24 protein-coding genes are annotated in these 21,474 nt (G+C 47.9%); 4 read left to right on the forward strand and 20 right to left on the reverse strand.

All coding sequences use genetic code 11. The features are described from left to right. Positions 1-51: 51 nt before the first annotated feature. The gene (locus GPK90_RS00915) at positions 52-1,152 is read right to left on the reverse strand and encodes a hypothetical protein (protein WP_215701909.1); all 1,101 of its coding nucleotides are present in this window, start codon (positions 1,150-1,152) and stop codon (positions 52-54) included. 250 nt (positions 1,153-1,402) lie between these two features. Between GPK90_RS00915 and GPK90_RS00920 the strand changes: the two genes are divergently transcribed. Continuing rightward, on the forward strand, positions 1,403-1,669 hold the full coding sequence (locus GPK90_RS00920) for a hypothetical protein (protein ID WP_118297578.1): 267 nt from the start codon (positions 1,403-1,405) through the stop codon (positions 1,667-1,669). Positions 1,670-1,799: 130 nt separating this feature from the next. Here the strand turns inward: GPK90_RS00920 and GPK90_RS00925 are convergent, their stop codons facing one another. The 3 genes from GPK90_RS00925 to GPK90_RS00935 all read right to left on the reverse strand — a co-directional run bounded on the left by GPK90_RS00925 (position 1,800) and on the right by GPK90_RS00935 (position 5,186). Then, complete coding sequence (locus tag GPK90_RS00925; protein ID WP_215701910.1) at positions 1,800-3,149, reverse strand: glucose-6-phosphate isomerase; 1,350 nt, start codon at positions 3,147-3,149, stop codon at positions 1,800-1,802. An 86-nt stretch (positions 3,150-3,235) separates the two neighbouring features. Further along, entirely contained in the window at positions 3,236-4,351 is a 1,116-nt protein-coding gene (locus GPK90_RS00930) for a hypothetical protein (protein ID WP_147354842.1), read from the reverse strand. A 142-nt stretch (positions 4,352-4,493) separates the two neighbouring features. Then, positions 4,494-5,186, reverse strand: coding sequence for a 5'-methylthioadenosine/adenosylhomocysteine nucleosidase (locus GPK90_RS00935; protein ID WP_118297581.1), 693 nt, complete (start codon positions 5,184-5,186; stop codon positions 4,494-4,496). 416 nt (positions 5,187-5,602) lie between these two features. Between GPK90_RS00935 and GPK90_RS00940 the strand changes: the two genes are divergently transcribed. Further along, complete coding sequence (locus tag GPK90_RS00940; protein WP_118297582.1) at positions 5,603-5,851, forward strand: TIGR03905 family TSCPD domain-containing protein; 249 nt, start codon at positions 5,603-5,605, stop codon at positions 5,849-5,851. 316 nt (positions 5,852-6,167) lie between these two features. On the opposite strand, the gene GPK90_RS00945 is transcribed toward GPK90_RS00940, so the two are convergent. Together GPK90_RS00945 and GPK90_RS00950 are read right to left on the reverse strand one after the other, a co-directional pair. Continuing rightward, entirely contained in the window at positions 6,168-6,701 is a 534-nt protein-coding gene (locus tag GPK90_RS00945; RefSeq protein WP_215701911.1) for a DUF6147 family protein, read from the reverse strand. A 62-nt stretch (positions 6,702-6,763) separates the two neighbouring features. After that, the gene (locus tag GPK90_RS00950; RefSeq protein ID WP_215701912.1) at positions 6,764-7,678 is read right to left on the reverse strand and encodes a DUF4367 domain-containing protein; all 915 of its coding nucleotides are present in this window, start codon (positions 7,676-7,678) and stop codon (positions 6,764-6,766) included. Between the two features lie 179 nt (positions 7,679-7,857). On the opposite strand from GPK90_RS00950, the gene GPK90_RS00955 reads away from it, so the two are divergent. Continuing rightward, positions 7,858-8,928, forward strand: a complete 1,071-nt coding sequence (locus GPK90_RS00955) for an undecaprenyldiphospho-muramoylpentapeptide beta-N-acetylglucosaminyltransferase (protein ID WP_215701913.1) — start codon at positions 7,858-7,860, stop codon at positions 8,926-8,928. Here the strand turns inward: GPK90_RS00955 and GPK90_RS00960 are convergent. The 8 genes from GPK90_RS00960 to GPK90_RS00995 form a co-directional block, all read right to left on the reverse strand. Beyond that, a complete protein-coding gene (locus GPK90_RS00960; protein WP_215701914.1) occupies positions 8,919-9,464 on the reverse strand; it encodes an RNA polymerase sigma factor in 546 nt (181 codons plus the stop codon). The genes GPK90_RS00955 and GPK90_RS00960 overlap by 10 nt on opposite strands. A 32-nt stretch (positions 9,465-9,496) precedes the next feature. Beyond that, the gene (locus GPK90_RS00965; protein WP_118321469.1) at positions 9,497-9,913 is read right to left on the reverse strand and encodes an HIT family protein; all 417 of its coding nucleotides are present in this window, start codon (positions 9,911-9,913) and stop codon (positions 9,497-9,499) included. Then, positions 9,913-10,530 (reverse strand): rhomboid family intramembrane serine protease, encoded by a 618-nt coding sequence (locus tag GPK90_RS00970; RefSeq protein ID WP_215701915.1) that lies wholly within the window; start codon positions 10,528-10,530, stop codon positions 9,913-9,915. Before GPK90_RS00970 ends, GPK90_RS00965 begins: the two co-directional genes overlap by 1 nt. 22 nt (positions 10,531-10,552) lie before the next feature. Then, the gene (locus GPK90_RS00975; protein ID WP_118513628.1) at positions 10,553-11,656 is read right to left on the reverse strand and encodes a putative NPN-dependent ornithine cyclodeaminase; all 1,104 of its coding nucleotides are present in this window, start codon (positions 11,654-11,656) and stop codon (positions 10,553-10,555) included. 192 nt (positions 11,657-11,848) lie between these two features. After that, positions 11,849-13,321, reverse strand: a complete 1,473-nt coding sequence (locus tag GPK90_RS00980; protein ID WP_215701916.1) for a DUF6382 domain-containing protein — start codon at positions 13,319-13,321, stop codon at positions 11,849-11,851. Next, positions 13,321-13,734, reverse strand: coding sequence for a hypothetical protein (locus tag GPK90_RS00985; RefSeq protein ID WP_215701917.1), 414 nt, complete (start codon positions 13,732-13,734; stop codon positions 13,321-13,323). The genes GPK90_RS00980 and GPK90_RS00985 overlap by 1 nt, the downstream gene beginning before the upstream one ends. Next, entirely contained in the window at positions 13,731-14,165 is a 435-nt protein-coding gene (locus GPK90_RS00990) for a prepilin peptidase (RefSeq protein ID WP_215701918.1), read from the reverse strand. The genes GPK90_RS00985 and GPK90_RS00990 overlap by 4 nt, the downstream gene beginning before the upstream one ends. Then, complete coding sequence (locus tag GPK90_RS00995; RefSeq protein WP_215701919.1) at positions 14,162-14,938, reverse strand: hypothetical protein; 777 nt, start codon at positions 14,936-14,938, stop codon at positions 14,162-14,164. The genes GPK90_RS00990 and GPK90_RS00995 overlap by 4 nt, the downstream gene beginning before the upstream one ends. An 87-nt stretch (positions 14,939-15,025) precedes the next feature. On the opposite strand from GPK90_RS00995, the gene GPK90_RS01000 reads away from it, so the two are divergent. After that, positions 15,026-15,199, forward strand: a complete 174-nt coding sequence (locus GPK90_RS01000) for a hypothetical protein (RefSeq protein ID WP_215701920.1) — start codon at positions 15,026-15,028, stop codon at positions 15,197-15,199. Here the strand turns inward: GPK90_RS01000 and GPK90_RS01005 are convergent. Genes GPK90_RS01005 through GPK90_RS01030 form a run of 6 tightly spaced genes read right to left on the reverse strand, consistent with a single transcriptional unit; the run spans position 15,191 to position 21,423 of the window. Beyond that, positions 15,191-17,041, reverse strand: a complete 1,851-nt coding sequence (locus GPK90_RS01005; RefSeq protein WP_215701921.1) for a DUF5702 domain-containing protein — start codon at positions 17,039-17,041, stop codon at positions 15,191-15,193. The genes GPK90_RS01000 and GPK90_RS01005 overlap by 9 nt on opposite strands. Then, the gene (locus GPK90_RS01010) at positions 17,042-17,209 is read right to left on the reverse strand and encodes a Flp1 family type IVb pilin (protein ID WP_118297595.1); all 168 of its coding nucleotides are present in this window, start codon (positions 17,207-17,209) and stop codon (positions 17,042-17,044) included. A gap of 21 nt (positions 17,210-17,230) precedes the next feature. Beyond that, the gene (locus GPK90_RS01015; protein ID WP_118297596.1) at positions 17,231-18,457 is read right to left on the reverse strand and encodes a hypothetical protein; all 1,227 of its coding nucleotides are present in this window, start codon (positions 18,455-18,457) and stop codon (positions 17,231-17,233) included. Then, positions 18,454-19,170 (reverse strand): type II secretion system F family protein, encoded by a 717-nt coding sequence (locus tag GPK90_RS01020; protein ID WP_182426479.1) that lies wholly within the window; start codon positions 19,168-19,170, stop codon positions 18,454-18,456. Before GPK90_RS01020 ends, GPK90_RS01015 begins: the two co-directional genes overlap by 4 nt. Positions 19,171-19,180: 10 nt before the next feature. Beyond that, positions 19,181-20,419 carry a TadA family conjugal transfer-associated ATPase gene (locus tag GPK90_RS01025; protein ID WP_215701922.1) on the reverse strand — a complete coding sequence of 413 codons (1,239 nt, stop codon included), beginning with the start codon at positions 20,417-20,419 and terminating at the stop codon, positions 19,181-19,183. Continuing rightward, entirely contained in the window at positions 20,407-21,423 is a 1,017-nt protein-coding gene (locus GPK90_RS01030; protein WP_215701923.1) for a P-loop NTPase family protein, read from the reverse strand. Before GPK90_RS01030 ends, GPK90_RS01025 begins: the two co-directional genes overlap by 13 nt. Positions 21,424-21,474 lie beyond the last annotated feature (51 nt).

Genomic DNA, 21,474 nt, shown 5'->3' on the forward strand with positions numbered 1-21,474 from the left:
AACTGCTCAGTATTTCCTGACCATATTTTATTGCGGCCAGTGCATCAGCTGTTATTTTGCCGTATCTCCCTGACTCTTATAGACCGAGATCGCATCACTGATATTGGATGCCGCACCGCTTCTCACGATATCCGCAAGCGCCGCGAGTTTCTCCGGCGTCATATATTCTTTTCCTATATAAACCTCGTAGTGATCCGTAATGAACAATGCTTTTTCCTTCGCAGCCGTCCGCGTACTACGAAGTTTTTCTGCCAGAGAAGAAAGCTCGTCCTCCATCCGGTTGATCTCCTCTTTGTTGTTTGCCGTGATCTCATCAGAGATGATCGTCCGTGTCACGGTATCGAAGGTCGTAAGTGCTTCCTTCTTTTTCCGGTTGATCTCCGCCGCATCCTGGTCGAGCTGGGCGATCTCATCGTCAAATTTCTGGAGATTGTAGACCGTCTCGTTCTTATCCCGTCGGATCGTCTTCGCGATGACCTTCATCTCTTTTTTATTCGCGCGGATCTTCGCCCGGATCCCAAGTCCTTCTTTCAGCACTTCCATATAGCGCACCTTGGTCATGTTTCCGATCGTTACATAGATCCCGCCAAAGATCAGGATCGCCGCCACATAGATTCCCACGAGATACATAGTCCGTCTCTCCGGGATCAGGAAATATGCTCCGCACGGGATCGCGAGGAAGCAGATCATGATCGTCATGAGAAGTGCCAGAAAATCCTTAAATGTTCTCGTAAAATAGAGCGCGTAATAGTAACTTCCACGGCAGAATCCCGGAACATGGTTTGCTTTAAACAAAGTTTTCATCTGGTCCGCAAGTTCTTTATTCTCCCGCACAAGCCCCCTGGTGTCTTCCTCGATCCGCTCTTTGACACCCTGGTTTTTCGCTTTTTCACGCTTCGCTCTTACTTTTTTCAGGCGATCCTGCACCTTCCCGAGCTCCGCATCGTAGCTTTTTGTGATCTCCTCTTTCCGCTGCTTCACCGTCTGGCTGATGGTTTCTGTAACAGAACGCTGTTTTCCCTTGAGGGAACTCTCTAACTTCTTCTCATCCGCTTCGAGCTGCTCCACCTCTGTATTCAGAGCTTCCAGTTCCTCAACTGCCTGTCCTGCGCTGGCAAAAAAGGCAGCATGATCTGTAATTGGCTGTCCCATCTTTTGTCCTCCTGGCTTTGGTTCAAGTATGTCATCAAATGTCCATATAGGTATAGATTACTACAATTTTTCAGGCGATACAAGGCATTTTCAGTAAAATTCGCATGTCCGTCCCGTGTGATGCCAAAACGTGCTTTTGTAATTTCAAAAATGCGCTGCCGCTGTTCACGTGGCTTTACTTTCTTAAAAAAATCCGTTATACTGTTTTTCAAATCATGACCGTGAACGAAAAAGAATGGAGGACTGTTTTATGTTCCGAATCTGGGGAAAAATATGGAAAGATAATCATCTGATCAAAGATATGGTGTCCTGCAACAACGACTATTCCATGTCGAGAACCGCCATGGTATTTCAGGCTCTGGATGAGATCTGTCACGAATTCGACTTAAGCCAGCCGATCTGGCTCGATTCCAATATCCGCGATTTTCAGCTGCATGATAAGACGCGGTTTACGAAAGACAGTTTTATCGAATCCATCGACTTTGATTATCTGGAGTTTCAGGTGATCGAGGAGTGATCAAAAAACGACTGATCTGCCCGTTGTGTCATTTCTGCCCTGACACATGGAGATCAGCCGTTTTTATTTTATCGTTTCTCATCCTATCCGGCAACATTTTGCCGAATACGTCTAATATTATATTTCTTTATTATAATCTCTTGAGAAGCGCCTCTCTTGCCTCCTCATAACCCGGTTTTCCGAGCAGCGCGAACATGTTCTTCTTATAGCTCTCAACACCCGGCTGGTTGAACGGGTTGACTCCGAGAATGTAGCCGCTGACGCCGCATGCGAACTCGAAGAAGTAAAACAGCTGACCAAGGCTGTAAGCATCCTGCGCCGGGATCTTTACCATAAGGTTCGGCACACTGCCGTCTGTATGCGCAAGGATTGTTCCGTTCATGGCACTCTTATTTACAAAATCAACGGTCTTTCCTGCCAGATAGTTCATGCCGTCTGTATCGACGTCCTCTTTCTGGAGAACAATCTCCGCCGGGGATTCTTCCACGTTCAGAACTGTCTCAAACATGATGCGGGCACCATCCTGGATGAACTGCCCCATAGAGTGAAGGTCTGTTGTCAGATCTACGGCTGCCGGGAAGATACCTCTCTGGTCTTTTCCTTCGCTCTCGCCGAAGAGCTGTTTCCACCACTCAGATACATAATGAAGGCTCGGTTCGTAGTTTGCTACGATCTCCACCTGTTTTCCTTTTCTTAACAGGATATTGCGGACTGCGGCATATAAAAGAGCCGGGTTCTTCTCATATTCTGTCTCAAGAGCAACCTTTCTCGCATCTGCTGCCCCCGTCATCAGGGCATCGATATCCGCACCGCTGACTGCGATCGGTAAAAGACCTACGGCTGTGAGCACGGAGAAACGTCCTCCAACGTCATCCGGAACGACGAAGCTCTCGTATCCCTCTTCGTTTGCCAGATTCTTTAAAGCTCCCTTTGCCTTGTCTGTGGTCGCATAGATCCTCTTGTTGGCCTCTTCCTTACCATACTTGCTGATCAGCATTTCCTTGAATACGCGGAATGCGATCGCCGGTTCTGTTGTCGTGCCGGACTTGGATATAATATTAATGGAGAAATCTTTTCCTTCCAGTACATCCTGAAGATCATGAATGTATTTGCTGCTGATGCTGTTTCCTACGAAATAGATCTCCGGAGTTTTTCTCTTTCCCTTCGGCAGCACATTGTAGAAGCTGTGGGATAAAAATTCGATCGCAGCGCGGGCACCGAGATAAGATCCGCCGATACCGATCACAAGAAGTACATCTGAATCGCCCTGAATCTTCTCTGCCGCTTTCTTGATCCTTGCAAACTCCTCTTTATCATAATCAACCGGGAGGTCGATCCATCCAAGATAATCATTGCCTGCACCGGATTTTGCTGTCAGGACATCTTTTGCACCCATAACGATGCTCTTCATGTTCTTCATTTCCTCTTCACTGATAAATCCGGCTGTCTTGGAATAATCAAATATGATTTCTTTACCCATAACCCTGTCTCCTTTTCTTGTGTGAGATTCACAGTCTCTGTCCGTTATTATACCACTTCGTGAAACCCTTGACAATGCTTCGCATTCTAAATCAGTGTGTTAAATAATGTTTTCAGCAGCGCCATTTCTTCCGCCGGGATCGAGTTCCGTATCAGCTCAAGATCATCCGGCATTTTCTGACTTTCGCCCGGCTGTTCCCGGCTTGCGGCGATCTGCCTCAGGCTTTCGCTCAGGTGGTTGATGCTCTGGGCAAGTTCTGTCTCACTCGTCAATACTTTTCCACCCGTCCCCATGCTTTTTGAGCCGGCATCCCGGGCATTCTGGCCCGTGCTTCTATTATAGTCGGTTTTTCCTGTTGGCTTTTTTGATGAACTGCCGATACTATTTCCATTTACGGCCGGACCGGTTCCATTCCCTTCAGACACAGATGTTTTTCCGTCCAGCCGCGACAGCTTCACGGCATCCCCGGTTCTTGTAAGGTTTTCATTTTCCAGATTCTCTGTTTCATCGCTTTCATCAGAAATCTGTGCGTCTTTTTTCCTTCTGAGAACAGAAAAACGTCCATTTCCTCTGCCATTTCTCACACTTTCCTGAGTTCTCCCATAGCCTGTACCACTGCCGGAAAAATCTCCAGCCGGAGAAGCTCCCACCGCCTTTTTCCGCTCCTGTCCGGCATAAACGATGTTATCCACACTTTTATAGAAATGCGGTGAGTTTTCCACATAATCCACCAAATGATCCGCAAGCTGTTTCCGTTTCATTCCCGTCCCGATCCAATTGTCCACAAATGCAAGAAACAATCCGCTAAAGACGCCTGCCGCACCATATAATACGATGTAGGAATTGTCACATCGATACCAGTATGCGCCAAATGCCGTTACTCCTCCGACCATAAAGCAGAGGATCATCGCCTGCACGGACAGTTTGTCCCAGCCATCGAGACTTACATGGAGGAATCGGAATCCGTAGAGCTGTTTTTCTATGTATGCGTTTACATTTCGGATCCCGTGGTTGATAAGGAACACATTTTCCATGCGCTGTTTCAGCGTCTTTAAGTTCTTATCTTTCGTCAGCGCCATATTTCCGGTTTCTTTGATCAATCTTTTGTAGAGGCTTCCTGTTGCGAGCTTGCTGAGTGTCCCGAGCGCACAGATTGCCGCCAGAACATAGAGCATTCTCCCTGTCTGTAAAAATTCCAGCATAATCAGTTCCCCTTTCTCCGTCCGGATCATTCCAGATGATGCCACTAATTATAGCGGGCTAGAATGATTTTGAGAAGATTGAGAACGGAAGAATCGTTCGTCAAATGTGGACAGGAAACGAGTTCTTAAGGTAATGACAAGATCAAAGTCTTTTTACTAAAGCAAGCATGAGATTTACAGAATGTTCAACCGCCTTTGCCTCGAACTCACCGTAATCCATATGGGCACTGTCATCTGCTTTATCAGAGATCGCGCGGACGATCAGGTACGGAATCTTATTTAAGTATGCCGCCTGTGCAACAGCTGCGCCTTCCATCTCTGCGCAGTACGCGTCAAATGTGTCACAGATCCATTTTTTCTTTTCCTTACTGTCAATAAACTGGTCACCGCTGGCAACGCGTCCTTTGAAGGTGCTGATGTCCGGGTTTGCCTCTCTGCACGCCTCTTCCGCAAGAGTTAAAAGTCTCTCATCCGCCGGAAATTCCTTTACACCGAGCTGTGGGATCTCTCCGACCGGATATCCGAATCCGCCTGCGTCCACATCATGTTGTACTGCCACTGTGGAGAGAACGAGATCCCCGATGTTGATCTCATTTCTCAGGGATCCCGCGATTCCTGTATTCACGATCCCGTCAACCTGATAGAGGTCCACAAGGATCTGGCTGCAGATACCGGCATTTACCTTACCGATACCGGAACGAACGATGACAACGTCCTTGCCTTCCAGTTTTCCCTTGCAAAAGTTCATTCCGGCCACTGTCTTCATTTCTGTCTCTGTCATTTTTGCGCGAAGTTTCTCAACTTCTACTTCCATTGCTCCGATAATACCAAGCATTTGAATTCCTCCGTGTTATAACATTATTTTACCAAAATATCGATCCTGTTTGAGTTTCAGACAGATTCTCACCATCTTTATCGTTTTCATTATACGGGATAATGGGGCGCAGGTCAAATAAAGTTCCTTTTCATCGTTATCTTTGGCGAACTAATATAAGTCGCTGATACACCCTGCCTTCACACTGTAACGGGAATTTTCCGATACACCGAATCAGGGATCGGCAAAATCCGCATCCGCAGCTGTATGATGCGGATTGTTCATTTAACGAATTTCCGTCCCGCGAATAGTACGGGCAGAGTCTCCAACAAAATGGACTTCAGTGCTTCTCTTGACAATGATTCTCTGCTGTGAGTATAATAAGGATACTTTCAATTCGGCCATACGGCCAGACTTTTACAAACGGAGGTTTTTATATGGTATACAAGACACAGGGCACCTGCTCCAGAGAAATCCATTTTGACGTAGAAAACAACAAACTCAAAAACGTAAGCTTCGTTGGCGGATGCAACGGCAACTTAAAGGGTATCGGCCTTCTTGTTGAGGGCATGGATATCGACGAAGTGATCAAAAGAGTCGAAGGCGTAAGCTGCAACGGCCGCCCAACTTCATGTCCAGACCAGCTTGCAAAAGCTTTAAAGCAGTATAAAGAGCAGCAGGCGTAATCCATCTTCGAACCCATTGATCAGACCGTATACTATTTATCTAATCGCTTTTATACACAGAAATATCAAAAGGCTCTATGTCAACAACGAAACAGGATTCTAAGCAATTCCCCCATCGGTTGATATAGAGCCAAAAATAGCCCCGCAAGAGGTTGTATTGAGCGGGGCTACGTCTTTTCATTCAGTTTATAAATTTTGAATCGTTGTTCTTACCGACCTCGGTCGGCCTTATCTAAGGTATCCTCCCATCAACCATCTCCCTTTATCAAAATTGTATTTATATTATTCGGCCGAAATAATATACGAAATTTACGAGTTATACCTCGTGGTCGGTGAGAAGGACGCCGTTTGTTTTAGTAGACTTGCCTTCCATATTGTCTCCCAGTTGAACAAGATGTACTGCCTGAGCTCGATAATAGCGATTAACTTCACATCCAGAAACAGTAAATCCAACATGATAGGACGTTAGATCATTGTTTACTTCCTCCTTGGATCTTTCAAAATCCCAGCTTCCTATCTGCACCCAATCCTCATCAGTTTCATCCCACATTTCCAGGTATACCGTTTGATATATTTTATCGACTTGTTTATGAGCTGCTGTATCCACACTAATATGTAATGTTCCATCTTCTTCATTTGTAATTCTCAGAATTCCTGCTGAAAGAATAGTACCTCTGGCATACTCTTCGAAACTATCTTCAGAATATCTCTCACCATTCTTAAGTAAAATGCCTTCCGAATGCGTTGTTTCCACACCTTTCCAAACAGGTGCTGACGCATATGCAACATTTACTGTCAAAATTGAAAACAATATTCCTACTACCACCATTCGTCTTAATTGTTTCATCATAACATTTCTCCTTTTCTTTTTATTATTCTAAACGTAAAAGGAAGTGAAATGTGACCACTTTTTTAAAAATAAGTGAGATTTTTTAATATCTTTTCGTATTCGTTCTTCGGCATCGTACCAATAATGTAATATACTATATGATCAACAACAATCATTGCTTCATATTCCATCTTTCCTTCTGGCAATCTATTTTCAGCATATACTACATCTTCATTTATCCATTTATTAAAAACAGTTTTTTGATTTTTCCTATCTGATTCAAAGTTCACCGATGTACTTTCATCATTTCCCATCATATAAATAGTAAAAATGTTTTCACCATACATAAAATTTATTTGTGCTTCATCTTTATATATCTGATAGTTCTTATATTTCATATTTTGTGGATAATATTTTAATTTTAACACCAAACTTCCAATATTAGACTCTATATCCGCATACGCATTTTCCAATTTTGAATTTTCTTCCGCATTTCTGTCGTTATCTACTACAATAGTATTTGAAATCTCTATTGAATGCCTAAAGAAATAATTCTTCTTCCCAATCGCCGTCCCCCCAAGCATCCCCGCGATCACTGCAACCAGCGCCGCCGTAGCCAGGACCTTCTTTTTCCCAAAACGGACAATCTGCTTTTTATTCTGCTTTTCGCCCTGCTTTTTCTCAAGTTCCAGCAGTTCCGGTTTACTTTCTTCTCCCGATGCACAAGCTTCAGCCTCTGCCGTTATTTCCGGGATTTCTCCAGCCTGTGCACCTGACTTCGTCGTTTCCGGTCCTGCTTCAGCGGCTTTCCGCTCCATTTCGGCTTTCCGCTCCATGAACCGCTTCATAAGGCGCTCCTCGGCTCCGGCAAAAGAAACATCCTTAAAATTTTCATTCACATGATCCAGCTGTTTTAACAGCTGCTCATCGGAGTATCCAAATGCTTCCTGAAGGCATTCACTTATTTTCTGATCTTCCTGATTTTCCATGTCTGCCATGATTCAGCACCTCACTTCTTTTCTTCCTTCGTTTCTTTTAGGGGTTGACATTTCTTTTTCAGCCGTTACTATTAAAATATCGGTAATCTCGTGTATCTTGATCACCGCACATGGGTTCCCGCATAACCTGCCGGAGCCGAAACTCCGGACAATTGTCCGGAAATTCCATGGAGGCATTTATGAAAACAATTATTCTCACCGGCGGCGGCACAGCCGGCCACGTTACACCGAACCTCGCCCTGATCCCGTCCCTCAAGGCAGCCGGTTACGATATTCGATACATTGGTTCCTACAATGGTATGGAACGCAAACTGATTGAAAACGCAGGGATTCCTTATGACGGAATTTCTTCTGGAAAACTGCGCAGATATTTCGATCTTAAAAATTTTTCCGACCCATTCCGCGTCTTAAAAGGTTACGCGGAGGCGTTAAAACTCTTAAGAAAATACAAACCAGATGTTCTCTTTTCAAAAGGCGGCTTTGTAGCGGTTCCGGTTGTTCTCGCCGCTAAACACTACCATATCCCGACGATCATTCATGAATCAGATATGACCCCGGGTCTGGCAAACAAACTCTGTATCCCATCCGCCAAATGGGTATGCTGCAACTTCCCGGAAACTTTAAAATATCTTCCGGAAGGAAAAGCAGTTCTCACAGGATCCCCGATCCGTGCGGAGCTTCTTCAGGGAGACAGACTTGCCGGTCTCCAATACACCAACCTCTCCGCTGCAAAACCGATCATCCTAGTTATCGGTGGAAGTCTCGGCTCCGTCAAGGTAAATGGCGCAGTCCGCAGCATTCTTCCAAAGCTCTTAGAGCAGTTCCAGGTCATCCACATCTGCGGAAAGGGAAACCTGGATGAATCCCTGATCGGGACTTCCGGTTATGTTCAGTATGAATATGTTGACAGTCCGCTGAAGCACTTATTCGCAGCAGCTGATCTGATCGTCTCCAGGGCGGGCGCAAATTCCATCTGTGAAATTCTTGCGCTCAGAAAGCCAAACGTCCTGATCCCGCTCTCCGCCGCTGCCAGCCGTGGAGATCAGATCCTGAATGCAAATTCTTTTGCAAAACAGGGGTATTCCACAGTTCTGGAAGAAGAGAAAGTAACGGATGATACTCTTTTTGACGCGATCCATGATACTTATGAAAATCGCCGGACATTTATTGAAAATATGGAAAAGAGTCATTTAAATAACGCGATCGATACGATCATGAAACTGATCAACGACTGTGCGGATCACAAATGACCTTTGTCAATACGACTTTGCAGTTCTTCTCTTAAGTATTTTCTCGCTCTTGAAATTCGCGAACGACACATGTCGTTCGTGATTTCAAGACGCTCACAAATTTCTTCAGTCGTCAGCCCCTGAATGAAATACATGATCGTAACGTCTTTCCACGATTCTCGTAATCCATCCAGGATCTCATAAATCTGACCACAGCTTTCTCTGCTGATCACAGCCTGAAGCGGGTCATGTGCAGAAAAGTCCGCGATGATCTCCAGCTCGCTCAGATCTTCATCCTCATTCGGCCTGATACTTCGTTTCTCTTTTCTGAAATAATCGATGCATTTATTTTCAACAATACGGGCCAACATTGCCTTTACGACTTTTTCATTTTCCAGCTTCCCACCATAATCCGCCCGGTAGAACGACCAGAATGCCTCCATGACAATATCTTCTACATCGTCAAACGGCACTCCGATCGCATACGCCAGCTTCATATACATTTGAGCATATTGCGTAATCAGTACTTGCAGCAGTTCATCTTTGTCCTGCGGCATATGATCTCCTTCAACTCTTTTCTGATTACCGTTTACAGTGCACTCTTGATCTTTTCTGCAGTTTCAGCGAGCACTTCCGGTTTTTCCTCTCCCGGTGTCCAACCGGCAATGACCGGACCACCCTCATAACGCGGAATTACATGTACATGGAAATGAAATACCGTCTGGCCGGCTGCCTCACCGTTATTCTGAACCAGGTTAAAACCGGCACAGCCGAGAGATTTCTTCATTGCTGTTCCAAGTTTTGCCCCGAGAGGAAGTACTTTTGCGGCAATCTTCGGATCCAGTTCGGTAACGTCCTTAAAATGTTCTTTCGGAAGGATCAGGGCGTGACCTTTTGAAGCCGGACCAAGGTCCAGGATTACACGAAAATCCTCATCCTCATATACCGTTGAAGATGGGATCTCACCATTTGCGATCTTACAAAAAATGCAATTACAGTCTTTCATTATATGATACCTCCGTTCGGCCATCGGTCTCCCTTAGGCCTATGATATAAAATTATAGCAAGAATAATGCCGATTACAAGGCCAGACAGGTGTGCAATGTTGTCCACACCGGTACTTGTATAGCCCAGATACAGGGAAAAGAAGATCATGACCACAAGCTGTCTTGTATTCAGATCCTCTAATCTTCCTTTATTGATCATGACCACGTAAAGCAGCCCACCGACCACTCCAAAAATTGCACCGGACGCTCCTGCTGATACTGTCATTGTATCAGCCGTATGCGCCATCATCGACACCCAGTTCGAGCCAATCCCACAGAGCAGGTAAAAGATCAGATACTTCACATGCCCAAGTGCCCGTTCCAGATTATCTCCAAGAACAAACAGGACCAGCATATTATTCATGATGTGCCGGATCCCGAAATGCATGAACATTGCCGTCAAAAGCCGGTAATACTCACCGTCCTCCAGGACCGCCGGCGCGTACATTGCACCTTTTGTATACATGAAATACGCGTCCTCCGACGAACCTGTGATCTCAAGATACAGGAAAAACAGCACATTCAGAGCGATCAGGAGTCCATTTACATAAGCCTTTTTTCCATATTGGCTTCCCATGGGTTCCATCCTTTCCATGCTGTTATTTCATGACGCCAAGTCCTTTTGCGATAATCGTGATGAAGTCCTGTACATTCGTCACGATGGTCGTCGCCGAAAGACTTCCCCGATCCATGAGCTTGTTCACAACAAATTCATCTGCATCGACCGTGTACAGATAGACCGGTCGGATCGTTCCGTCCTTCATCACGCGGAATGACGGTGTCATATTTCCCGTCGCGATCGTATGGAGCATAGTTGCCAGGCAGATCACGCAGGTTGCGTCCCTGACCATATCCCGCATTGCACTCTGCCCCTGGTACGCGTCTCCGATCACCTCCGGCATCGGACCATCGTCACGGATCGAACCGGTCAGAACAAATGGAATATGATTTTTTACGCATCCGTAGATAATCCCATTGTCAATATGATTTTCCTCGATAAACTTTGGGATCGATCCGCTTCTCCGCACCTTGTTCAGCACATCCAGATGGTTATAATGTCCGTTTGGCTGGGAAACCTGTGTATAAATATCCTGTCCCAGCGCAGTATGTAACAATGCACCTTCCAGATCATGAGTCGCAAGCGCATTTCCGGCCATCAGACCATGTGCGTATCCATTCTCGATCAGCGACTGCATCGCGTTTCTCGCGTCATAGTCGAAGGAGAACGCCGGTCCCATGACCCAGACGATCTTTCCATGTTCTTTCTCATACCGCAAGAGATCCATCAGGCGGTCATAGTCTCTCGCATAGGAGGTCTCTCTGCTCCGGCCCTGGCGAAACACAAACTTATCCGCAAGTGCTGCCTCTTCCTCTGTCTGAAATCCGGTGCTGTGGACATAAATGCCCTCTTCACAGCCTTCACTCCGTCCCAGGATCACCTTATCTCCTTTTTTGAGATTCCGGTTTTCAACCACTTCCAGATGTCCATCCGGACAGATCACTACGCTGGAATCCATGCGGCTTTCTTCCGCCAAAACCCATTTCCCCTGGATCTTAAAATATTCCGGGAACATGGATGTGCTGTGAAAATATTCAGGAGCTACCCCATCCATCTCCACAACTTCCCATCTTGCGTCAGGAGCCTTCAAAAATTGTTCCTGTGAAAAATCGGGATGATGATATTCCGGTATCTGAAATGCCATGATACCCCCTCCTTTCATTATTGATGGATTTATCATAGACCAAATATCAGAAAAACACCACCCCTGTTTTTATTTTTCCACTGTTACAGTACACGGGCACTCCATATCTCCTCACTATAACAGGATTCTTCCGATACTTCCCATTCCGAACCGGCAAAATCCACGATGGCTCAATATATGCTTGTCCGTTTTCTATAAGAAACGATATCTCTGATCCGCAAAAGATAACTGATCCCCCGGAGAGATCGTCATGCTTTCATTTGTTTCCAGAAAATGACCGTTCACACTCGTTCCATTCGTGGAGTTGAGATCCGTGATGATATATCCATCCCCGCTTTCCTCGATCTTCGCATGGATCCTGCTGATCTGGGGAAGATTCAGGCAGAGGTCCGAGATTTCCCGGTTCTTCCCGATCAAAAAGGGAAAATATCCGACCTGAACATCTTCGCCTCCGTTCTCCGGTACGAGCCGCCTTGTCACCGGATAGATCTGCCGCCCGGTAAGAAGGACCGTATGCATCTCATCCGCGTCTTTTTCCCGCCCGGTCTTTTCCTCGGTTTGTGACCCGCGATCATTCTGATCCCGTTCTTCCTGAAAAAAGTGTTTTGCTGCGCCTGAATATCCCGCTTCCGGGATTCCTCCCCGCTCCAGCTCCTCTTCCTCCCGGAACATGATCTCCCAGTCCTCTCCGTTCTCCTCCTCATCTTCTCCTTTCTTCCCGCCCGTTTCTTTTTCCACAGCAAAGATCCCGGCAAGAAGAATTCCCCATGCAGCTAAGATGCCCCATTTTAAACGGATCACCAGTTCCATTCCACCGGCAAGAAATACAGCCGCCGGAACTGCAGGCAGCAATATTCCCAGCAAAACCTGCAAAATTCTCCATTTTATGTCCGGCTCTTCCGTGTCATCGGCGTCCTCCTGTTTTTCCTGCTCTGATTTCCGGACCTGTTCCATATATTTTCCCGGTTTCTTTCCTTCTCTGCGTTCCTGCTTTTCCACATAAAATTCTCCCGGATCTGGTTGCTTTTCTTCCTGATCTGCCCGTAATTCTCTCTTATCATCTATACATCCTCCCTGAATTTTTCTCTCATATGTTTCCATTTTTCCTGCTTCCCTGTCGTTTTTTCCACCCGCCCTCAGACATGATTCCAGATCCGCGATCCCAAAGTTCTCCTTTTCTCCTGCTTTGAACAACGCAAACGCAAGGATCACCGCATCACCGTCCGTATGATCCACATGGTCCAGAATATATCTGGAGAGTTTGCGGAAATTTATTTCAAACGATCCTTCCGTTCCCGGAATAAAACAAAAATTTGCCTTGAGATCATCCGGATCCACATAGATCAGATCGGGATCCAGGGCAAGCTGGTCTCCATCCATCAAAAACTTTTCTAAAGCTGCCATTGCCATGAGCAGATCTTCCATGATCTGCCGGATCTCTTTCGCTGTAAAAAAGCGGTACTCCATCATCCTGGAAAGTGCCTGTTTTGAAGTAATGTTAAAATAAAGATAGCTTTCCCCATCGACCCGTTTTTCCCGGAAAGGAAGCAGTCCTGTGATCCGGTTTTCTGACAGCATGCGCAGCGAATATGTTTCATTCATTTCCGTCTCCGGATGCAGGACCATATAATTCCGGTTCATTTCTCTCTTAAATTCCGTCCTCATCAGTCCTCCAGCCTGTCCATGATCTTCTTTGCGGCATCTTGTTTTCTTAGGAAAGTTGCCGGCTGAAAATCGGTCCGCTCCATACTCAGATGCCAGTCTCCTGCCGATGCGTCTCCTGTAATCCCGGTTATCCCTGTTTTCAGGCCGATCGTGTACTCTCCAAGAAAAAGTCTCGGATTTCCCATCCGGGTTCCTTCCGCTTCGAACACATCTGGCGTTTTTTTCTTATCAACATTATTTCTCACCCTCTCGATCGTCTCTTCCAGGATCATACTCCCTGTCACAGTATCATGAACGGTATAGGCATACCGGATCAATGAGGCCAGCGACAGGATGACCACCGACATGACTATGGATGCCTCAACAGTCATACTTCCATCGTATTTTTGATTCTTTTGCCTTTTTTCCCTCATAAAACTCTCATCACCGCCATCCACAACGCAGTCGGAAGCAGAAATGGCAAAAATGGAAGCCGCATTTTCCGCAGATTCCCGTTTCCGCCTCCTATCGTCATTACACTTACCGCCATCGCAAGTCCGAAAATACCGCAAAAGAACTGTCCGGAGATCAACAGCAAGACTATCTCCTTCCATTCAAGGAAAAAACCGGCCACAAGAAAAAATAATCCATCTCCCTCCCCGATAATTCCATCCGCAAACCGGTTTATGAGCAAAAGTGCAATCCCCGGGATCATCGCCGGAACAATTTCTTCAAGTCCACGGCCTTCCAGCACACAAACAGCCATCCCTGCTGCCGCACCCGCAGTCAATACCTCCAGGCTGATACTTCTTGTTCTGAGATCCTGCCACGCAGCGATCCCCAAAAACAGAAAAAACAGACTCATTCCAATTCCCCCTTTTTTCTCGCACAATAGGAACATAGTCCCATATGTTCCGCTTCCCCGCGCGGCATTTCACGGACATAAGAGATCATAGATGCACAGTTTTTATCGAAATGGTAATGTTCCCCCGCTGCTGTGACATAGACGATCCCGGATCCGTTTTCCTTTCCCGCACACACTGCGCAGGGCGTTCGCTTTTTCCCATAGCTCCCGCCTTTTTCCGCTTCCATCTGCGTCACGCTCTGGTACTCATTGGAAATATAATGGCAGTCACGAAAAAGATGATAACGCCCCATCCCGGCCCCCACATAGACGATCTCTTCGTCCGAATCGCGGTCCGTCTCCAATCCGGTCCCATGTCCTCTCAGTTTTCCCCTCAATCCGATCCATGTCCGCCTTTTTACAGCTGCATTTCTCCGTTGTTTTCCAAGAATTCTCCCATAAAAAGGAACATCTTCCCGGTACTCCACCTCAAATGTGATATCCCCATTTTCTCCATACACCTCTGCCTGTTTTACCAGTACATGATCCGCATACTGCCCGACTCTTCCCCTGATCCAGAGTGCTGCTGCCGCGTCTGTACAGAATGCGGGAAGTCCGCTATTTTCTTCTTCAGGATCCGTATCCATCAGAAGACCATACTGGCTGATCTCCTCCCCTATCCGCTCGGTGCAGGTCTGCACTTTTCTCTGCCGGTCAAGCCAGGATACCGGCTGCAGAAGTGCCAGGAAGAAAAATATCGCGAGCGGAAGCGCAATGGCTGCCTCTGCCGTCATAGATGCCTGAAATCCGGAGGCGCATGGATGTACTCTCCTTGCCGGCGGGGTTAAAAACGTATATTCGTGTACCTGGAGAGACACTTTTTGATGAAAGAAGAGTTTTCGTATATTGATTTTCATAAAGAAACCGGCAAAGAAGAGCACGTCCACACACCTCCTTTCTTTAATTTCTCAGCATTTTTACAGCAACCCGCAAACCTCACTCCAAATCTGCTCCGGCAGCATGATCCCGGCATTCTGTTCCAGCCGTCAATATGATCCCGCCGCATGTACTGTTCCTCTGTATTCCTCTTTTTGAAAAAACATATGCTTTTGCATGACCTCCGCCTCGATCTCGATCTGATACGCACAGCTCGCTACGGAAAAATCAGCCTGTCCCATCCGGATATTCCACTGGATGAGATCCATCATGCGGAAATTTCGTACCCCGCGGTCCATAAAGAACATCATGCAGCTCAAATATTCCGTATAATTTCTCCCGTCCTGTCCGCTCTCTGCCGTTTCTCCCAAAAACGACTGATCCAGCAGACCGGAAAGTCCTGTTTTCCATGTCGCATCCGTTTTCCAGAACGAGACCCTGCCTCCGGCCAGAAGTGTCTTTACATCCAGCACTGCTTCCCCAAATGCCCATAGCGTCAGGATCAGGAATGAGACTGCCATCTGAGCCGGGATGATCCCCGCTGTCACTGCTGCTGCCAGCGCTTCTGCTTCCGCCTTTTTATCAGGAGAATTGAGCAGATACAGAAGGTTCATCGATCCGCGCAGCATAAGCACCTTGTTTACCGCTTCTTTTAAGTTTTCACGGTCTGATTTTTTCCCTGAGAGAAGATATTCCATCTCATAATCAAGAGCAGCATCCGCCTCCCCTGTTCCGTCCGTAAATGATCCAAAATAAAGCGGAATATATTTGCTGACAAGCAGTTCCTTTTCTGCCGTCTCCAGGATTCCCATCGCTCCTGATCCGGTATTTTCAGATCCTGTCTCATGTTTTCCCGCAGATGGGATCCCGTTTAAGGATACTGCCCGCCCGGAAACTTCCGTTCCCGCCGGGAGCAGCTGTTCAAAAAGCTCTTTGTCAAAAAGCTCCTCCAGTCTCTCCAGGGCAGCCACTTTTTTCGCGTCTTTCGGTCCGGAGTTCTCTGACTCCGGGATCTCCATTTCATCAGCACACTGGCTGATCGCATCCCAGTCCACGTCGTCCTCTTCATCCGTGTCCGGCTCCATCTCGAGATACCCACAGGCTTCCTCTAAAAGTTCCAGATTTCGTTCCACCTGTGTTTCTGCTTCCCGATACCTTTGCAGACGCTCCTTCGCGCTTTTTATGACCTCCCCGCATGCGGAAATTTCCTGCCCGAGAGTCTCCGCTGCTGTTTCATCCTCCACAGTCTTGAACCCTGATTCTTCATTCTCTTTCTCCAGCCGTCTGATCTCCTGTTCAAACTGTTCCACAGGCTTTGGGAAATCCTGGAATTCCTTCTTTAATTTCCTGGCACTCCTTTTCAGCGCAGACGCACTCTCATCAGATGCTGCATTGCTGAATCGGTTCTTACAAGTTTCCATTTCCAGCAAAGAATTTTCAACCTCCCGGGCCGCCTTCTCCAGTCTCCGTACTGCCCGTCCGGACTTTCGGCAGGAATCATACAGATTTCGGAAATCTCCCGCTTTCTTTACCTGTTCCGCCTCTTTTAAGAGCCCGCTGCCGGATGCAAAAAGTTCCGGGACCCGGTACTTCATGTAATCCGCGATCTCTTCCTCCAGCCACCGTCCATCCTCATCAGTCATGCGGAGTACCCCGGAGAGAGAAACCTTTTCCCGTCTTGCCGGATACATATTGGTCTGTTCCAGATAAAAATCAAGATAACGCCCGAATGTCTCCTGGATCGCCGCCTCCGAGTCATATTCCAGAAACAGGAGCTGATAGCGATCCCATAAATTTCGGTTATAATAGCTCATCACCGATGAGACTGCCGAGTCAGACGCCATCCTCAGATACAGTCTTGCCCCGGCCGTCCTGGCTGATTCTAAAAGTCCAAGCATCAGCGACATCACACACAGGATCGTCAGACTCAGAAACACTGTGATCTCTCCCCGGTACCGCATTTAATATACCTCTTTCGCCTGTTTATTGATCTCCGTGAAAATTCCGGTCAGAAGTTTGTTGATCTGGGTCTTAAATACAATGACCAGACCGATCAGCACGACAAGGATCAGCACAACTTCTATGACTCCGACGCCATCTTCTTCCATAAGAAATCTTTTCAACTGCATACACTTACCTCCAAACATTTTTTACAGTGACAAAAACGCCGGTGCGACTACCATGACCATCACAACTCCCAGCATGAGAAACATCGGGATCAGAAGTTTTGTGGACGCTTCTTCGCCTTTTCTGAGCGCAAGATCTTTTCTCTGACGGAATGCCGCCTCCATCTCCTCCTCAAGAAGCCTTCTCAGATCCTTTCCCCCTGTGCTCACACTGTTTCCGAGCAGAGACGCAAATTTCATATAACTGCCGATCCCGATCCGACGCCCGAATTCCGCATAAGCCCGGATCTCCGGCGTTCCCGTCTCCATCTGGTTTAATGTCGTCTGCATTTCCCGGTACACAGGATGACGCTCCTGCTGTTTTTTCTTCATTCCATCCATGACCTGTTTCTTCCAGGCCTGTCTCACCGGATATCCGGCTCCCGTTAATACAAGGAAACCGGACAGCAGTTCCGGATAGTCCAGGATCATGTGCTCTTCCCACTGTTTCCGCTTTTCTTTTTCATCACTTTTTTCCTTTAAGAATAAACATAAAGCTGCCGCGATCCCAAGAAAGATCAGACCTCCATTTCCGCCGCCGGATGCCAGACGGTAATGGAGTGGCTGTCCCTCAAAGCTTTCAGGAAGACTGACCGTAGTCTTCTCCAGGTTCTCCCCCGCGAGTTTCTCCAGAAACGCTTCAAATTTCTCCCCCACCGTCTTTTCTTCAGGAAAAACTGTAGCCTTTATCTCTGCCCGCAGGACTGTGGTTCCATTGGATATCCCGGCATCAAGGACCACCTCCTCCCCCGATTCCGGCACTTCAGAGCCGATCAGCCCCATATCGCTCAAAAGCTCCGGTTTTCCGGATTCCCACTGTACCGACAATCCATACGGTTCCAGCCTGCCTGTCAGCTCCAGATCATGGCGCACCTCGGAGAGAGACTCATTCTCCCCCAATATCTCTCCGATCAGGCATTCCATGATCTCCGGAAACTTTTCCTGCATTTCATCTGCCGACATTTTTCGCTCCGGGATCGTGACTGAGATTTCCTCCTCCCTTTCTCCCAGTCCATCCACCAGAAGATCATACTGACGATCTCCTTCGCCGTATCGTTTTCGCTCCAGAATCGCATTTCGCGCCGGATCCCCCAGCTTTCTGTTCACTTCCGCCGCTCCATAGAGCGCAAATCCGGTCACGACACATGCCGCATACTTTCCATACTCTTTCCCGTACTTTTTTAACCTGCCTTTTTCCACCTTCTCACTCATATCTCGATCTCCAGGAAACTTTTTGCCAGCTGACAGGATACCAGATAGATCCCGAGACAGATCGTCATCAGGATCCGTCCTCCCATGGTCGAATACAAAATCTCAAAAAATCCCGGTGACGTAAGTTCAATGTAGACCACGATCAGGATCGGGATCGCGCTCATGATCTTCTGCTCCATCCGCCTCGATGCGGTTGCCGTCAGGATCTCCTCCTGGATCCGAATTTTTTCTCCGATGATCTCCGCGGTCCTGGCGATGATCTTCATCAGTTCCCCGCCGCTTTTTCTCGCTGCAAGAAAAACATCTGAAAAATTTTTCACATCGTCCAGGCCGCTCCGCTTCGCAAAATCCCCCAATGCCTCCTCGAACGTCAGATTCAGGCGCACTTTCCGCAGGATCAGACGGATTTCCTGCGCGATCATGGAATCACTCCCATGGATCTCCTCCATCTCCTTTAAGCTCACCGCAAACGCATTTTCCACCGAATATCCGGCATTCAGTCCCGAGGCCACTGCCAGGATCGCATCCTTAAACTGCCCCCGCAGGGTCTCCAGCCGCCTTTTCTTCAACTGCTTTCTCAACATAAGAGGAAACAGCATTCCAACCGGCAGCAACACCAGAAAAAGCCCTGCATTCCGGTAAAAAACATAGTCCATCACCGCAATGCCAAGAATCCCTTCTGCCCCGTAGATCCCCCATTCTTTTCTGCTCAACTCATACGTCTCATACATCATACCCTGCAAGTCGGAGCTTTTCCCTGTGTTTGAGTGCTCCGACCCGTTCAAGGCTTCCTTCCACTTTCCTCCTGTCCCCGATCCGGCTCTCCGGGCACTTTGTCTCCCTGAAAGCGAAAAGGGGATTGAGGATGATCTCGCCGTTTTCAAACCGGTCCACCTCCTCGATCGCTGTTATCTTTCTCGTCTTATCCCGCATTCTCGCCACATGCACCATGACATCCACCGCCGACGCGATCTGACTCCGTATCGCCGGAAGCGGCAGATCTGCCGCCATCAGCACCATCGTTTCCAGGCGTGCGAGCATGTCTTTTACACTGTTCGCATGACCGCTGGAAAAGCCGCCGTCATGGCCCGTGTTGAGACTCTGCAAAAGGTCCAGCGCCTCTTTTCCGCGCACCTCGCCAACGATAATCCTGTCCGGCCGCATGCGGAGCGCCGCCCGGATCAGCTCCCCGATCCCGATGGCCCCGGCTCCTTCCGCATTCGCGTCCCTCGTCTCTAACCTTACCAGGTTCTCGATATGGCTTAACTGCAGTTCCGCCGCGTCCTCGATCGTGATCACCCGCTCACCGGATGGGATAAACTCTGAGAGTGCATTTAAGAGTGTCGTTTTTCCCGCTCCGGTGCCGCCGCTGACAAAGATGTTGTAGCGCGCCGCAACAAGCGTCTTCAAGAGATCCGCTGCCTCTTTTGAGATGCTTCCGTATTCCATGAGCCGTTCCATCGTCACCGGCTCCGGAAATTTCCGGATCGTCAAGATCGGTCCGTTTAATGCGATCGGTTCGAGGACCACATGGACTCTCGATCCGTCTGACAATCTGGCATTTGCAAGCGGCGTTGATGTATTGACGATCCTGTTCACACTGCTGACGATCTGCTGGATCAGATCTTCCAGCTGCTCCCTGGATTCGAAAGACTTTTCCCACCGCCCGATCTTTCCCCCTGTCTCTACGAATACCTGGTCCGGACCATTTACCATGATCTCTGTCACCCGCGGATCATCCACCAGCTCCTGCAGGATATCAAGACGCCGGAAAGAGTCAAATAACTCCCTGTGGAGTTTCAGCCGTTCCCCCAGAGTCAGCGGGAATTCTCCCGGCTGCTCCTCCAGACAGGCATCCATCTTCCGGTCGATGAGGTCCGCGATCTCTTCATCCGACATCTGCCGCTCATATGTCATCTCCGCCAGGATCTGTTCCCGCAGGATCTTCTTTAATTGTCCCATAAGTTCCTCTGTCCTTTCAGCAGACTTCTGACAAAATCTCCCATATCTCCCCACAGAAGCTCCTGTGGAAAATGTTCCATCCTTCTCCCTCCGGTCACCATCGGCACATGGATCTTCTGGATCTTTTCTGCGACAGCGTTATTTCCCGTTGTCTCCAGATACTCCTCAAATTCACGCATTTTTTCCGCAGAAAACGGATCTTCTCTGATCGGTGCGTAAACGACCTGACATTTTTCCAGCAGCGGCAGGGTATCCCGCCCGTAATCCCCGATATCGAGGACAAGTGTCGTATAATTTCCTTCCCGAAGGATCCGTTCCATGAGATCCGCCATCTCCTGCGCGGTAAGCTGTGCATAATCCTGAGGGATCCGGATCGGCGGGATCCATGCCATATCTCCCAGATAGTAGACAAGTGAGTTCAGCCGTACTATATGAAACCGTTCCTGCTTATAGTAGTAGATAAGGTCCGAGAGATCCCGCTTCCAGCGCTCATTTAACAGACCGGTAAAACCGGTAAAAGTATCCAGCGTCACAAACAGCACCTTTTCCTCTTTTGCCAGGATCTGACCGATCGCCAGCGCCAGACAGGTCTTTCCGCATCTTCCGACCGGCGAATAGACGCCTATGATCCGTCTGGACTGATCCACGCTTCCTGCGGTATTCGGGCGGATCCCCGGGATCTCACTGTAGACCGCCATCACCTCCCGGATAATATCGTCCCCGGACTGGAACTTATAGATTTCTTTCCCTGATTCCATCTGCCGTTCTGTTTCCTCCGACATATAGATCTTCTGTCCGGACGGAATTTCGGAGATATCCCCGGAATCCGTCCGCTCCCCGGAAAGCAGGACATCGATCTCATGTTTCGCGGCATATTCCGCCAGCTTTTCTTTCGAGGTAAACGCCTGTGCAGTGAATACTCCCCGCTCTTTTCTGTTAACATAATCCGACAATCGTTCCGCGTATCTCGTATCCGCGTCATAAACCGCCATCATCTTTTTCATACTTTTTCCTTTCCCCTACCGGAGCAGACCCGGCATATGATCGACAGGACT

It is taken from the genome of Clostridium sp. MCC344, assembly GCF_018785365.1.
Classification (GTDB): domain Bacteria; phylum Bacillota; class Clostridia; order Lachnospirales; family Lachnospiraceae; genus Pilosibacter.